Origin of the sequence: Streptomyces sp. AM 2-1-1, assembly GCF_029167645.1 — a bacterium.
Lineage (GTDB): Bacteria > Actinomycetota > Actinomycetes > Streptomycetales > Streptomycetaceae > Streptomyces.
This window is the reverse complement of record NZ_CP119147.1, coordinates 6,983,029-6,997,968: the sequence shown is the minus strand read 5'-3', so window position 1 is coordinate 6,997,968 and position 14,940 is coordinate 6,983,029. Positions and strand designations below refer to the sequence as shown.

Annotated in this window: 2 protein-coding genes; both read right to left on the bottom strand. The window is 73.4% G+C overall.

What is annotated here, in order from left to right; translation table 11 throughout:
* Window positions 1–7: 7 nt before the first annotated feature.
* Complete coding sequence (locus PZB77_RS30170; RefSeq protein WP_275495795.1) at window positions 8–1,432, bottom strand: RICIN domain-containing protein; 1,425 nt, start codon at window positions 1,430–1,432, stop codon at window positions 8–10.
* 121 nt (window positions 1,433–1,553) lie between these two features.
* Window positions 1,554–14,939 (bottom strand): lonely Cys domain-containing protein, encoded by a 13,386-nt coding sequence (locus PZB77_RS30165; protein WP_275495794.1) that lies wholly within the window; start codon window positions 14,937–14,939, stop codon window positions 1,554–1,556.
* Window position 14,940: the final 1 nt, after the last annotated feature.

Sequence of the window (14,940 nt, the reverse complement as noted above, 5' to 3'; positions counted from 1 at the left end):
CGCGTCCTCAGCCGACGAAGGACCAGCGGTGGTCGTCCGAGTCGCTGCACGGAAAGATCGTCAGCCGGGAGTCCCGGCCGGTCCCGTTCGCCGACGCGACGTCCAGGCAGAGCCCGTTGCTGGAGAAGCTGCGGATCCAGTAGTAGCCGCCGGCCCGGGGGTCCAGCCACCAGAGCTGGTTGTCGGCGGTGGTGCCGTTGCACGGGTACTCGCTGATCGGGGTGGTGATGCCGTTCGACCCGTACCCCGGCAGGTCCATGCAGAGTCCGTCCGTGACGTTCCGGATCTGGTAGAGATCCCCGCCCTTGGGGCTGGTGTGGGGGTACCTCATGTCCAGCGTCCAGATCTGGTTGTCGTCGCTGTTGCTGTTGCAGGTCGACTGGTTCACCGGGCCCGTGGACGTGCCCTTGCCGAAAGCCGGCAGGTCCGCGCACATCTGCGTCTTCAGGTTCTTGATCAGCACCCGGGAGATGCTGGGGTGCGCCGCGACGGTCGCCGCCTTCCGTTCGGTCGTGGGCTCGGCCTTCGGCGTGCCCGCCGCCTTCGCCTTCGCCTTCGGAGCGGCGGCGGCCTTCGGCGACGGGGAGGGGCTCGCGGCCCCGATCGGCTCCTGCCGGTCCGCCGCCCCGCCCGGATGGACGACGGGGAGCTCCCCGCCGGTCTGCGCCTTCGCGGTCGGGGAGGCCGAGGAGGAGGGCAGCACACTGGGCTTCGGCGACTCGGCCGCATACGCGCCCGGCACTCCGGCGCCGTCGTCGGGCAGCCGGTCCTGCAGGGTCGTGCCGGCCTGGTAGTCCGCCGACTCGACGTTGTCGTGGTCGTGGTCGTGCTTGTCACCGGCGAGCAGGAACGGTACGGCGAGCAGCACCGAGCCGGCCAGGGCGGCCGCGGCGAGCATCGCCTTGCGCGGACGGTGTGCGGACCCCTCCCGGTCCGCTCCGGTGCCGGTGGCGGCGAGGGCGCCTTCGCCGACCGCCCCGACGCGGGCGGCGGTCGCCGTCGCGGCTGCCGGCGCGGTGGCTCCTGCCGCAGCCGCGCCTTCCGCCCGCGCCGCACCGCCGGCCCGCTCCGCCGCTTCGGCGCTCCCCTCCGCCGTGTTCGCATCGGCCGCGTTCGCCGGCTCCTCGCCGCCGGATTCTCCGGAGGCCGTGGCAGCAGCGGCACTCGGCGGAGCGGGCTCCCCCGTCGCCGGGGAGGGTCCGGCCCCGGCAGCCTCCGCCGTCTCCCCGCGAGCGGCGGCCGCGGGCGGCTCCTCCCGGGGAGAACCGGGAGCGCCCAGTCCTACTCCGGGTACGGAGACGTCTCCCCGGCCCCGCGCATCGGCCGCCGCCCCGGACGTCGGTTCTTCGACCGCCCCTGCGGAACCCGAAGGACGAACGGCGGGTTCGCCGGAGCTCCGGGCCTCGGCGTCGCGGTTCTGTGGGCCTGCCATCAGTTGTCCTTCCCCGGCAATGACTTCTGGTGCCTCGGGACGCTCAACGCGTCGTCGCTACGTCCCTCATTGGTTCATGGCTCGCGCGCACTCCGGTGAACGGGCCCTGAACACAGGGGGGTCAGTCGCTGCCGGTACTGCCACGCGCAGCGGGCGGCTCGAAGCGGAACTCCTCCCCGTCCGGCAGGATCAGGCACATGCGCGTGCGGAGCTCCCGTGCCGCCACGGCCAGCAACGCCCGGAGGGCCACGAGGTGCGCGGGGTCCGCGGGATCCAGCGGGTCCGACAGCCGGAGCAGCAGGAGCCGCAGTCTCTGCGAACGGTCAAGGTTCAGTGAGGTTGTCGGCAGTTCACCGGAGAGCGTGATCTCTGCGAGTTGTCCCTCCGTCAGATCCATTTTCAGCGCCCTGAGTTCGAGGAGAGTCACCTGAGCAGGGCCGAACTCCGCGTCCGGTACGTCACCGGCGAGCAGGTGATCCGCCGCCCATCGTGCGAAGCCCCGCACCGGGCCGTCTGGGGTCGTGGTCCCTCCCGGGGCGGGGTTCGAGAGCTCCGGACGGCCCGAACGGGCGGCGAGGGAGGCGAGGGAGGCCGCGAAACCGGAGGGGTCGGCCGTCCGGAGGAAGTTCACCTCGGGAGCCGGGACGGGTGCGGTGGGGTCTGCTGTCGCTCCCGAAACGGCGCTGTCGGAAACGGCGCTGCCTGGGGCTGTGTCGTCGGGGACCAGGGCGTCGTAGTGGTCCGTGCCGTTGTGGAGGACGTACAGAGGCGCGCCCGGTGCCGAGGGGTTGAGCTCGTCGACGTGCACGGCCCCCTCTGCGTGCCGGGTGACGACACGCAGAGGGCGCCCGAGGGCGAGCGCGAGGATGTGGGGTGCCTGGTCGAAGAAGGGCGTGTGCCACAGATCGGTGTTCCGCAGGGCCAGAACGACGAGGTCGCTGAGTGGCGTACGGTCGGCGGAGATCCGGCTCCGCAGCGGACCCATCTTCTGGACGGCGGGCGCCGCCACGGCCAGTACCCGGGACCACAGGCGATCCGCTTCCGCGTGCCCGGGCGCGCCTTCGGGCACCCTGAGGCGCCTGAGCACTTCCTCCCGCAGGGTCGCCTCGTCCTCCAGTCTCTCCCGCCGGACGCGTCGTTCGGGTGTCTCGCCGCGCGGCGCGGCGCGCCTGCCGCTCGCCAGCAGCTCCGACAGCTCGGTCCGGCGTCGCGCACCGGACAGCCCCAGCAGCTCCCGCAGCCGCTCCGCGCTCCGGAACCGGTCCTGCAGGAGCCATTCCAGCGGGGTGCCGCCCAGATCGATCTCGGCCCTGGTCGAGTCTCCGCTCTCCTCCTGGAGCCACCTGGTGGTGTCGGCCCGGAGCCGCGCGGCGCTCGTGTCGAGGGCGGCACCGGTCAGAACCGAGGCGAAGAGGCAGTCTCCGTCGCCCCGCACCGGCCGGACGGCGAAGGACCGCTCTCCGACGCGCAGGGACTCGGCCCTCTGCCCCTCCGTGGGGGCCGGCATCTTCCCCAGCTGCTCCGGCTCCCTCTCCCCGGGCTTCTTCCGCGGCTTCGTGTCCGCGGGCTTCTCCGGCCTCTCCGTCGCGGGGACCGGCAGCGGGACAGCGGATGCGGGCACGGGCGGGTCGAGCGGGTCGGGGAGCACGGGCGGGTCGAGCGGGTCGGGCCGCACCGGCAGAACGGGCGGCAGGGCGCTGTTCGGCGAGGGGTCCGGTGGCACGGCGGCAGGGGTGCGGGGACGGGCGGCGAGATATTCTCCGCCGCGTTCGTAGAGCACGACCGGGGTCGCGGTGGCGCTCGGTGCTCCACGGAAGGTCCGGTACGTACCGTCCTCGCGTACGAGCGTCAGCGTCAGGTTCCCTGCCCTCGCGGCGAGTTCGGCGGCGAGGTCGGCGGTCTCACGGTTCCAGGCGGTTGCGGAGCGCAACTGCGAGCGGATCAGGGCCATGCGCTCGTCCGGGGTGAGGGAGACGGCGAGATCGGCGGGAAGCACGCCGCCCCTGAGCCGCAGGGCGCGCTCGCCGTCCTCGTCGAGGTCGATCCCCGCGGCCCGGATCTCGTCCGGCCGGAAGACCGCGCCGGGATCCAGCCGCGCGGTGTCCGGCAGCGGGGCGCTCGACACCTGGCCGCGCAGCCTCCCCGCTCCGCTGAGCGCCCGCAGCTCCACTCCCCCGGCCCCCTCGCCCGGTCCGCCCACCGCACGTGCCGGGTCCGCCGGCGTGTCCGGGCCGCGGAGGGCCTCCACGACGGCGGCGAAGAAGCGGTTGCCGTCGGCGGTGGGGGCCACCAGGTCGTAGACGGTCGCGTCCTCGTCCGGTCCGACCAGGAGGCGGTGGTCCCCCGAGGCGTCGAACACCGGCGCGCCGGAGGTCGACGGGTACCAGGGCGGTGCGGTGTGGGCGGGCCGCGGTGCCGGCCCGTCGGCCGGCGGGACCGGGGCGGTGGTCTCCGGCGCGGGAGCGGGGAGCGTGGTGGCCGGGGCGTCGCCGGAGGGCCGCGCGTACCGGTACCGTCCGCCGTCCAGGTACATCACCACCTGGGGGACGGCCGCTCCTGTGTCGGGGTGCGGCCGGAACTCCTGGAAGCCGCCGCGTCCGGTGACGACGGTGACGGCGACGTGGAAGGTACGTGCGGCGAGGAGCGGCAGTACGTCCGACGCGGCGTGGTTCCAGCGGCTCTCACCGGTCAGCCCGGCCGAGCGGAGCAGTTGCCGCGCCGCCAGCTCGGCGAGCTGGGCGGGGAGGAACTCCCGGTAGGGAGAGAGCCGCCCGGTGGCCTCGAACTCGATGCGTTCCGGGCTGTGCGGGGGAAGGTCGATGCCCGCGGCGTCGAGGTCCTCCTGGGTGAAGGTGTCGGTCTCGTCCGGTGCGAAGAACGCTTGCAGCGAAGGGTCGCCGGCGACTTCGGTCCGCAGCCGCCCGGCGAGCAGCTCCAGGAGGTCGGAGGTGAAGGACGGGGCCGCGGGGTCCAGGGAGTGGGCGCCCAGCAGCTCGGGACCGTGGTGGCCCAGCCCTTCGGCGAGCGAGCGGAAGAATCCGTCACCGTTCGCCGAGGGCGGCTGGAGGACGAAGGACGGCGGTGGCGCCGTCTCCCCCCTGGGTGCGGTGAGCCGGGTCGCGCCGGGGGTGTTGGCCGGTGTGCTGAAGCGCGCCGTGCTCTTCTGCCCGGTCGGTTTCTTCGGGGCCGGGGCGAAGGTCGCGGCGGCGGGAGCCTCCAGTGCGCCCAGCTGTGCCCTGCCTTCTTCGGTGGCGTTGAGCTGGTACCACCGGGTGATCCGGTCGGCCGCACGGCGCACCCGGTGGTGTTCCGCGGCGGCCGTGTCGGCCGCCTTCTTCAGCGCTGCCAAGCGCTCGGTCACGTCGCGCCAGGTGTCCCGGACCGCCTCGGCCCTCTTCCGGGCCAGCGGTAGCCGCCGCTCGACTTCCTCCCGGTGCAGGGTGGCCGCTTCTCTGGCTTCCCGCGTCGCGGCCTCGGTCTCGCGGCGCAGGGTCCGCGCGTCGGCGAGCGCGCGGACTCGGCCGGCCGCCACCCGTGCGGTGAGTTCGGCGAGCAGGCGTGCCGAGAGCAGTTTCCGGTCGGCTTCGTCCTGGCCGCTGCCGGGGTCCGTCGGCACCGGCCGGCGGCCGGCTCCTTCGAGCGTGTCCACCCGCTTCTTCACGCGTTCGGCTTCCGTCCGCGCATCGGCGTCCGCCTCCTCCGCCGTGCGCAGCGCCCGTTCGGCGGTGGCGAGGGGCTCGTGGGCGGTCTCTTCGGCCCGCAGGGCCGCGGGCAGCTCCTCCCGCAGGCTCGTGAACTCCTCCTCGGCCGTGTCACGACGGGCGCGCAGGTCCAGCTCGGGTCGCCGGACCTTCCAGTAGGCGTTGTCGGCGGCGACCCACGCCTTCGCCGCCGCGTCGGCGGCGTCCCAGGACGACGCGACGTCCTGGGGAAACGAGGTGGCGTCGATGAGGCCGAGGTCACGGGCGACGTCCTCGCGGATCCACGCCATGACGGTGGCCTCCGTCTCGATCGCCTGGGGGCCGGGGTCCAGCCGAAGGCCGAGCGGACCGCGGACGTTCCGTACCGGCGCGGCGTCCGTGAGATGGCGCCGTACTTCGCCGACGCTGAGCCAGGTGGTCGGGATCGCGAAGAGGAAGGTCCTGCCGGGATCGGGTTTGACGTTGAGGGAACTGACCGTGTTCGCGGCGTCGGACGGTCCTCCGGCCGTGCCCGTGTCGACGGGTGTGAGCGCCGCCGTGTGAGGGTTGGTGCCCGTCGACGGCGAGGAGACGACCGGACCCGCACCCAGGGAGACGTCGTGGGAGGTGTCGTTCTCCACCCCGGAGCCGCTGCCGTGGGTGGTTCGTCTCGACTCCTCGGTCTTCATGCCGTAGGACACGGTCAACAGCCTGGCCCGGCCGAAGTCCGGCTTCGAGTGGAGCGCGAGGGTTCCGTCCGCGGCTCCGAGGAAGTTTCGTTCGGTCAGTCCGTGGGGCCGGTAACCCTTCGGCCCCAGGGTGTCGCCGTAGAAGGTCGAGAGCATGGCGTTCGCGGTGCCCCGCTCCAGCGCCTGGGCCGCCGGGGTGCCCGCGCGGGTGAGCCCCGTGTTGCCGGCCTCCAGCAGGGCCTTGGACGGGGGCCCCGGGGTCCGGCGCCTGTACGCGTCGCCGAGGGCGAGGGTCCCGGCGCCCCGGATGTTCTCCAGCCCCGCGATCCGCCTGACCAGAAAGCCGCTCTCCGGCAGGGTGAAGGGGCCGCTCGTCCCGTCCGGCAGTGGGGTGGCGCGCCATTCCTCGAGGGCGGCGGGGGTCATCCGTCCCAGGGGTCGCGAGGTGGAGCCGGCGGTGATCGCCGGTGGTTCCAGCACGTCGGACTCCTGGCCGGTGCCGGGAGCCGTGGGACGCATCAGGCTGAGGGGGATGTGCTCCCGCAGTACACCGGCGTCGCCTTCCTCGGAGACGCGCCGCTTCCCCCGAAACGCCTCCCAGGCGCTCTCCTCCTCGTCGGCTCCGCCCTCGACGACGTCCAGGGTGATCCTCAGCCGGTATCGCGTGGAGTACTCGGCGTACGGCTCGGTCGTGGTCGCCGTGTGGATGCCGACGGTTCCGTCCGACCGCTGGCTGGTGACGATCCGCCGGACCGAGGCGACTTCGGTGTACGTCAGTCCGGCCCGTTTGGCCACCGGATCCTGGGTGTGCGCGGTCTCCGCGACCATCGTGCCGAAGTCGGGCCCGCTCGCCCGCCGCTCGGCGTGCTGCTCCCCTTCGGCGGCGTGCCGGTTCTCCTCGAACTCGACACTGTGGCCGAGTCCGTGGAACTCCGAGCCGACCGCGATGAGCCGGGCCCGCACGCGCAGCGACCGCCCGCCGATGTTGACCGTCCCCCAGCCGTACCGTCCGCTCCTGATCAGGACCGAGGTGCCCGCCCCGATCATCTCCTTGCCGAGCGCCCGGCCGATCCGGGCGGAGACCAGGGCCCTGATCGACTGCGCGCTGGTCGTGTCCATCCCGCTGCCGTGCAGCGCCCTGGCGAAGCGGCCGAGGACCTCCGCAGTGTCCAGGGAGTTGACCGGGAACCCTCCGAACGGGTCGTCGTCCATCCAGGGCTGTGAGGTCCAGGGGCTCTCGGCGTACATCGGCACGTCCCCCAGACCGTCGTCGAGGACCTTCAGACGATGGGCGGTCTTCTCCGGCAGGTGCATGAGCACGCCTCCGGGTACGGTGCCCTCTCTGCCACGCACCCGCCGCGGCGCGGCCGGAGAACCCGCGGCCGTGAGGAAGTAGTGCGTGATGTCGGCGGCCACCACCACGTGGTGGCCCTGGTCCTTGCGGTTGATCTCGGCGACGACGCTCCGGACCACCTCGACGCTGACGGCCTTCGACTTCGCGTAGGGGTTCGCGACGACCCCGTAGGCACCGTTGAACCCCTCCTTGGCCGGGTCCGGCGTGTGCGCCTGGAGGGTCGTCAGCTGCCCGCCCACGGAGAGGGAGACCGTGCTGGTCATCCGGCCCGAGACGACGATGCTCCCGCCGACCGTGGTCTCCGTCTGGACGGGCACCGCGCCGGTGAGGGGGGTGAGGCGGGTGTACGCGGTCTTGTGGGTGAGCTGCACGTACGTGCCGAGGACCCCCAGCCGGTCGACCCACAGACCGTCCAGGGGCGCTCCTCCGGGGGCCGAGGTGTTGTCGAGGTCGGCGGTCCCCCAGGACGGCCGGAGGGTGGCCGTCACCGTGGTGAGCTGCGGGGCCGCCTGGTTCGTCAGGGCCCAGGAGCCGTGGGACGCCTCGCCGACCGCCTCGGCCACGGCGGTGCCCATGCCGGGCGGCGTCACGGTGTTGAACACCATGTGGGGGTGGATCCGGAGGTCCTGGTCGCCGGGCCCGGTGGTCGGGACGGATGTGTCGGAAGCGAGGAGTTCCTCGGCCCGCTCCGGCTCCATGGCGGCGAAGACGACCGGTGGCGCGGTGGGCAGGTAGGGGTTGACCGCGCCCGGGGCGTGCGGATCGGTCTTCGGTGCGTGTTCCCCGGGCACGCTGAGCAGGACCTCGCCCTGGAGCGAGCCGGGCGGTATCAGCGTGGTGGCCCCTTCGTGGAAGACGAAGGCCGGGAGCCCCAGCAGACCGAAGCTGGGCATGCCGCGGAGCCAGCTGCGGAAGCGCCAGTACCCTCCGCCCGTCGCCGTCACCGACAGGTCGTAGCGGAACAGGTGGGAGGGTTTCGTACTGAACGCCAGGGGTTCGTGCGTGGCGCCGAGCCCGTGGGCACTCTCGACGGTGCTCGCGAGACCGCCGCGTGCTCCCGCCGAGAGTGCCAGGACGTGCTGGGGGGCGCTGGTGTCGTCGACTTTGGTGGACCGTCCGGCCAGCACGCCCTCGATGCCGCCCTGCCACTCCCGCGTGTCCGACTGCGCCCCGTCCAGGCGCTGGCTCCCCGGCGGGCTGAAGCGGATCTTGAGGTCGTTCTGGGTTCCCTCGTACCGCCGGTTGGTGAGGCTGCCCCGGAGCATGACGTAGCGGTGGCCGCGGCGGAACCGGCTCGGGTCGGTGAGCCGGACCGGGATACCGGTCGTCGTCAGCGTGTGCAGATTGCTCGCCATGCTGTGCCGGGACAGGACGTTGACCACGCCGAGGGTGTTCTCCAGCATGATCCGGTAGTGGCGGGAGCTCCGTACCCCGGCGCGTCGGGGACCGAGTTCGTCGAGCGGCGCCACGGCGTTCGGATAGGCCTTCGCCAGCGACGCGATCACCTCGTCGGTGACGTGATCGAGGAAGGTCTTCCGTCCCGCACTCCCGATGTGCCGGGTGTGCGCGCCCGCCGGGTGGGCGAACGACTCCACGCGGCTCATCCCGAGCGTCGGCGGCGCGTCGCGGGTCAGGTAGGCCGGCGCGAACGGTTCGGTGAGCCGGGCCGTTCCGTCGTCGAAGCCCGCCAGGCGCCGGGCCTCGGTGCGCGTCATGCGCTCCAGACTCCACACCGTCTGCTCCGGGACGAGGCCCTCCGGGTCTCCGCTCAGCCGCAGCGAGACCGACCTCTCCACCCAGTACAGGCCGGTCCGGTCCCCCTTCACCTGTCCGCCGGCCCGGAACGCACCCGTACCGCCCGTCGTCCGGGACCGGCCCCGGGAGCGCCCGAACCGGCTGTTGAGCCCCGCCATCAGGCGGACTCTGAACAGGCCGCCCGCCAGCACGGTGGAGTTGAAGGCGGGGCCGGCCGCGACGAGTACCTGTTCGCTGTGTTTCTTGGTGTGGGTGACGTCGTTCCGCAACCCCGACTGGACCATGTCGCGCAGTTCGGCCTTGTCGGTCTCGCCGAGGAGAAGGGCGCGCCGGGGCGTCGCGCGGACGGAGAAGACTCCCAGGGGCTCGTTCTCGGCGTCGAACAGCACGGGCGTCACGACGCGGCCCGCCGCGAGCATTCCGGCCCGCTCGTTGAAGCCCCGGGTCGAGAAGAAGGACGTCAGCTCCTGGTAGGCCGTGTCCCCGGGCTTCGCTCCGACGTGCCGGGCCGCCGCGTCGCGGAGGTGGGCCACGGGGCCGTAGCTCTCGGTGTGGAAGAGCCGCTGGTCCGAGGCGGCGTCGAGGGGGATCCGCTCCGGCATCCGGTTCGGGCCCGCGTTCTTGACGGCGCTCTCCGGCAGCCGCACCACGACCCCGTCGCGCACCCCGAAGCCGAAGGAGGTGGGCGGGGCGGTGCCGTCGTGCGGGGCGGTGACCGTCACCTCGTAGTAGACGTCGTCCAGATACAGGTGGGAGCTGTCGAGGGTGCGGGTCTCCGTCTGGTTGACGGTCTGGTCGTACGTCCCGTACTTCGCGGTGCGCGACCAGCCGGCGCGCAGTTGCAGACGGCCGAAGCCCTTCGCGCCCATCAGCGACGTGGGCCCCACGGAGGACAAGGATCCGATCTTGATGCTCTGGCTCTGCTGATGGACCTGGCCGGTGGTGACGGTGGTGCGGTGCATGCTGTCGAACTTGGTCGGGCCGCCCGCACCGTCCGCGAACCGCTCCCACGCGCCGTAGGGCCGGGCCCGCACATGAACGATCCGTTGCGCGGCGTCGTCGGCGGCGGACCGCCGCCACACCTTCCAGCCGGTGCGTGTCCGGGAAGTCCTGTACGAGAAGCTGAGACCGTCCCCGGAGAAGTCGCCCGGCGTGGACCGGAGTGCGCGCGCGATGTCGGACGCCGGTCCGGTGCCTTCGGGGGCGTCCGCGGCGCCGGGCGCCGGCCGGGTCGACGCCTGCGCGTCGAGTCGCCGGAGGATCTCGGCCACCACGTCGTCGGGTGCGCGCAGCTGCGGACGGTGCTGGCCGCTACCGCCACCGATCACGTCCGGCGCGATGACCTCGGCCGGGCCCGGCGGTGGCGGCAGAGCCGTCCCGTCCGTGAAGCGTGTCCCGGCGAACACGGAGGGCGGTGGCGGGAGCTGAGGATCGATGCGGGGCGGTCGTCGGCGGTCGAGATGCGCCTCGACGCGGATGTGTCCGACGTCCGGTGCGCGGCGCGGACGGATCCGGTCCGAGGGGGCCGGCGGTGGGGCGTTCACGGCGGACCCGGTGGTCTCCGGGGTGGTGCCTCCCCCGGCGGCCTCCGGCGTGTGAGTCCCGACGATTCCCTCGTGGGGCATGGGCTCCTCGGGGATCGGTTCCAAGGGGGTGGAGGGAGTGGTCGGGAACAAGGCCTCGCCCGGCGCGGCGGTGTGTGGCGCCCAGGTGACCGGCACGACGGGGGCCGGGACTCGGGAGGCCGACACGACGGGATCCGGCGCTTCGGGAGCGGCCATGGCGGACGTCGCGGGAGGCAGGTGGGGAAAGACCTCGGCTTCGCCCGCTTCCAGCACCTGCGACCCGGGCTCCGGCTGCTCCGTGCCCGGGTACGGGGGACGGCCCGAGGACTCCGTTGCCGGGAATGTGCGGCCAGGCTGCGAGGTCCCCGGCAGCGGCGAGTCCGTCCCCGTCGTCACCACCGGAACGGGACGGTCGCCCGGCTGTTCCGCCACGCCGAACAGCAGCGCCCGGACGCGCGCCTGCCGGTCGGCCGCCAGGTACCCGGCGATCCTTCCGGGTGACCCTCCCGGCACCACCGCGTCCAGCACGTCCAGCGCCGTCATGGACGCCCCGTCCGGGAAGGTCCCGTCATCGCGCAACAGGTCGAGCGAAGCCGCCGCGCGGACCAGGGTGGGGTCCTCGTCGGCGTCGGGTCCGGCGCTCAGCCGTAGCGCGCGCACCAGTCGCAGCGCCCGCTCGCGTACGTGGCGGGGGGCCGGTCCGGCGGCGGTGTGGAAGCCGGCGGTGCGGGCGACCGTGTCGAGCGCGTCCCCGATCGGCTCGGGCCGGAACTCCCCCCACGCCTCCCGGTTGCCTTCGCCGTCGGTCAGCAGCGTCACGAGCGTCGGCAACGAGCCGATCGGCGGCGTGATGCCGAACTCACCGGTGGGCGAGAAGACCGTGCGGTCCGTCTCGTTGGCGAGCAACTGGGCCGGGGCCAGGGATTCCAGCGGATCGCCGCCCGCGGGGACATTGGCGGTGATGCAGTTGAGCGCCACGATCGGCGCCCGCCGGTCCAGCCGCGAGACGCTGGGCCGGCGGCGGAGGTAGCCGCCGAACTCGGTGCCGTCCACGCCGACACGGCGCCCGTCGCGCAGGGCCAGCTCGAACACGCTGCTGCTCCCGTGGCCGCCCCAGAAGTACGGGGTGGCGCCGCCGAACCGGCCGGTCCAGGGCAGGGGTTCGGGGCCGGAGAGCGGAGCCTGGCTCCTCGCCGCACGCTGCTGGGCATCGTTCCAGTGGTGGAAGTGGGTGATGCCCGGGACGGCCCGGTGGCCGGCCTCCCTCCCCAGCGGCACGTACCCGAAGTGCCGGCTCCAGTCGGCATGGGTCATCGAGGCCCGGCCGGCCGGCCGGTTCGACTCGTCGACCACGGTGTGGGTGAGCACGTCCGCGTCCCGCACCCATGAGCCGTCGACTGTTCGGATCCGGGCAGGGGCCCGCGTCGGGTCGGGGGCCGTGTCGAGATCGTCCGGGCGGCTGGGTATCCAGGCGCCGACCGGCATCACACCGGGGTGGCTGTCGTAGGTGGCCACCAGGGCGGGGCCACCGGCCGGATCGGGCAGCAGCACGGCACGGCCGCTGGACGACCAGACCGTACGGCCGGTCCGCCGGGCGAGGGAGCGCGGCAGGTCCAGACCGCCGGCGCCCGCGAAGGGCACCACGAGGACGATCGGCGTGCCGGGAGCGAGGCCGGTCAACGCGGGATCGTGGGCGAGGAGTTCGACGAACTCCGCCGCCGAGGCCCGGTAGGAGCGACCGCTGTTCCCTCGGACGACGATGCCGCCGGCGTCCGCGGAGGCCACGACGTAGTACGGCCGGCTCCCCCGCCAGGGCGCCGCACCGGTGACGTCGGCGGGCTGGACGATGTGCGCCGGCATGGGTGCGTGCTTGACGGCCACCGCGTGGGGGTGCACCGACGGCGGGGGCGAGTTCGACCAGTCGCGGCCGGCGGGGACACCGTTCACGGGGGGCAGGGCCCGGGAGACGGACAGGGCGCCCCCGACCTCCATCGCGTACGCGGCGAGGGAGTCGAGGCTCTGCGCCCGGCCGTCGTCGAGTGCGCCGATCACCGTCCGGAAGAGCTCGCCGTGCGCGGCGGAGCCCACCGGCGCACCGGGGTCCAGGTGGAGCACCCTGGCCGCCAGCGTGTTCACGTCCAACGGCATCGGGCCCAGAGCGGCGTCGGCCAGACGCAGGTGGTCCAGGGTGCTGACGGCCTCCGCCAACCGGGGGTGGATGCGGTTCTCGGCGATGCGGGGCCCGAAGACGGATTCCAGCAGGGGCTGGTGGGCGAGGGGGTCGACGGGGTGGTGCGCCGGGAGCGGGTCCGCCTCGTCGTCCGTCCCGTACGCGCTCTCCTCGTCCGCCTCCGGCGAGAGGGAGCGGCTGTCGTCAGAGTCCTCCAGCGAGATGAGATCGACCGAGTCGACCGACCCGGCATCGGATGCGGTGTCCGAACGGAAGTCGTCGTCACCGCCCTCCTCCATCTCCACGTCTTCCGCGTCCGTCCCGTGGGACGCGCCGGCCAGGAAGTCCGGGCCGTTCGGCGGGGCGGAGGAACTGACGGGCGGCCGCAGGTACGGAAGGTCCGGGTTCGCCGGGTTCTCGGGGTCTTCCGCGCGGGGTGTCTCCGTCTCCACGCCCGGACCGTTCGCCGGGGTATCCGCTCCCTCGTCGTCGGCTGCGGGAGAGTCGGCCGTGCCGGCTTCCGGGCTCGCCGCAGAGTCCTCCTGCCGGGACGGCCGCGCGTCCGCCGCGTCGTCCGTGGCACCGGCCGGGTTCGTGACCGCCGCCTTCGTCGGGCCGGGCGGCGTCGGGGCGCCGGACTGGGACGCAGCCGGACCACTCGTCGTGGGGACTGGACGGCCGGGCGCGGCGGTGTTCGCGGGAGGGACCATCGGCGCGGAGGACGCCTCGGTCGTCCCACCGGGCAGGTCGGACGACACGGACGACACCCCGGATGGCCCGGACGCCACGCCGGTCGGTTCGGTGGAGGCCCCGGGCGGCTGCGTCGTTGCGGCGGAGGGCTCGGTCGTCGCCGCGGGCGCCGGCTGAACCGTTCGGGTCGCCAGCGGGAGCGGATCCGGGGAAGACGGGGTGGGCGGTGTCGGGGCCGGCGGCGGGGTGGTGAAAGCCGTGGTCGGCGACGCCGTCGCGCCGGGGAGCGGGGGCGCCGGGACGGGCGGCGCGGGTGCGGGCACCAAGGGCGCCGGTACCCGCGGGTGAGCGGGATCCGGTGGCGTCGTCAGGACCGGGGCCGGAGCCGGGGTGGGGAGCGGTGCCGGCGCGGACGGGAGCGGGACGGCCGGGAACGGGGCGGTGGTGGGCGTCGGTACGGGCGCCACCACCGGCGGCGGCTCGTACGTCGACGCCACCGGCGGTGCGTGCCCCACCAGCGGCGGCGGGACGTACGGCAGCGGCGGCGGATCCGCCCCCGGCTCCGCGCCGGGCCCCGGGCCGTGCGTGGTCGAAGGGCCGGGGCCGGCCGTTCCGGCACGGGCACCGCCCCCGGCTCCCGAGTGGAGGCCGACGTTCGGGTCGGGGCCGGTGAAGGTGAGGTCGCGCAGCCAGAGGCTGCCCGAGCCGGCGCCGTGGAAGAGCAGGTCGTTGGAGGCGCCGCTGACTCCCGCGTGCCAGAAGGTGTCGGGCTTCCACTGCCAGGTCTTGTCGTAGATTCCGTTGGTCAGGGTCTCCCCCACCGACTCGGCGAAACCCTCGTTCACGAAGCTCCCCGAAAGATCGAGGAACTCGCCGAGCCACTTGTTGTCGAAGAGCTTCTTGAAGTTGTTCTTGAAGGTGTGGCCGAGCATCTCGCCGACGCCCCCGAGCAGTCCGGCGAACGCCCCGAAGACGGCGTCCCGGCCGATCTTCCCCCAGTCGAAGCCGTCGGGCCGCTCCCCCGGTCGGTTGGCGAGCATCGAGACCCGCACCCAGAAGCTCATGAAGGCCTCCTGGAGCGCTTCGAGCGCCGCGCCGAAGAGCGGGAGGCCGCTGTGCATCAGCCGTTGGAGGACAAGCAGGATCGCCAGCCCGCTCCGGGCCTTGGCCAGCGCGATCTGAGTGAGGGAGGTGCCGCCCGTGAAGTAGGCGAGGGCCATCAGGAGGGCGATCTCGATCATGAGGGAGACGAGTTCCGCGATGATCTCCCGCTTGCCCTCCTGGATCTCCAGGGCGTTGTCGACCTGGCGCTCGCTCACCGCGTCCAGCGCGTCGGAGAACTTCCCCAGGTGGTTGACACCACCGTCGTCGACGAGCGTCTTCAGAGCACCGGCGAACTGCTTCCCGACGTCGCCGGGGAGCGAGTAGGCGAGCCTGTTCACCACCGTCTCGATCTCAGTGGCGAGCGAGCGGTTCCTCTTCGCCAGGTCCCTGTAGGGGAGACGGCTGTTCCATGCGTCCTCCTCGTTGGCGGTGAGTGGCACTTCGCCGATGAGGATGAGGAGCATGGTCCGCTGCTCTTCGTTGAAGACGAGGGCCTTCACG